General features: G+C 52.3%; 1 CRISPR repeat array.

Going from position 1 to position 1,185, the window contains the following annotated elements:
* Window positions 1-62: 62 nt before the first annotated feature.
* A CRISPR array of direct repeats spans window positions 63-1,185; the repeat unit is 28 nt; unit sequence GCCTCAATGAAAGTCCCTCCGAAAAGGA.

The following is a 1,185-nucleotide window of genomic DNA, read 5'->3' as shown; positions in this document are numbered from 1 at the left end:
GAAAGTCCCTCCGAAAAGGAAGGGAAATTATAGAACCATGCGCAAATGTCCCGGTACTCGTCGCCTCAATGAAAGTCCCTCCGAAAAGGAAGGGAAATCTAGCGGAAATACTGAGCACACTCAACGACTAACCGCCTCAATGAAAGTCCCTCCGAAAAGGAAGGGAAATTTGGCCAATATCGCGGCCCATTCCCAGGCCGTCGATGCCTCAATGAAAAGTCCCTCCGAAAAGGAAGGGAAATCCAAGAAAAGGGTCTCGCCCGAGTCCACGCGCTGAAGGCCTCAATGAAAGTCCCTCCGAAAAGGAAGGGAAATAGTGAACCATTACGATTCACTCACCCCCCTCAGTTAGGCCTCAATGAAAGTCCCTCCGAAAAGGAAGGGAAATCATGCCAACGCCGGGCGTGGTCAGGACAACGTCGGCCTCAATGAAAGTCCCTCCGAAAAGGAAGGGAAATCGGCGCTGCTTGAAGGCCGGGTCGGGGCCAGCGTCCAGGCCTCAATGAAAGTCCCTCCGAAAAGGAAGGGAAATCGCGGTGCACGAGGCAGACAGTAACGGAGCCGCTGATGCCTCAATGAAAGTCCCTCCGAAAAGGAAGGGAAATTACTCATGAGGTGATTGATGGTGACCTGACGCTAACGCGCCTCAATGAAAGTCCCTCCGAAAAGGAAGGGAAATACGAACTGGGCACACCACCTCATCCTGAGCTCGAGCCTCAATGAAAGTCCCTCCGAAAAGGAAGGGAAATCAACCACTAGGGCAGCCATCCACCGCGTCAGCAGAAAGCCTCAATGAAAGTCCCTCCGAAAAGGAAGGGAAATTCCCAGACAGAGACACCAGACATGCCGCCACTGCGAAGCCTCAATGAAAGTCCCTCCGAAAAGGAAGGGAAAATTTCATGAACTGGTACGAGCAGACCAAGACAGACGGCTCACGCCTCAATGAAAGTCCCTCCGAAAAGGAAGGGAAATGTCAGACCCTCGCCAACGCACTGGACCCCTTCACCTTGCCTCAATGAAAGTCCCTCCGAAAAGGAAGGGAAAATTTCATGAACTGGTACGAGCAGACCAAGACAGACGGCTCACGCCTCAATGAAAGTCCCTCCGAAAAGGAAGGGAAATGTAATGATTCCAGATGTGTTAGGGGACGACTCGCTGCCTCAATGAAAGTCCCTCCGAAAAGGA

Origin of the sequence: Rothia sp. HMSC061D12, from assembly GCF_001836735.1 — a bacterium.
Classification (GTDB): domain Bacteria; phylum Actinomycetota; class Actinomycetes; order Actinomycetales; family Micrococcaceae; genus Rothia.
The sequence above is the reverse complement of the archived record's forward strand: the minus strand, read 5'-3'. Positions and strand labels throughout refer to the sequence as shown.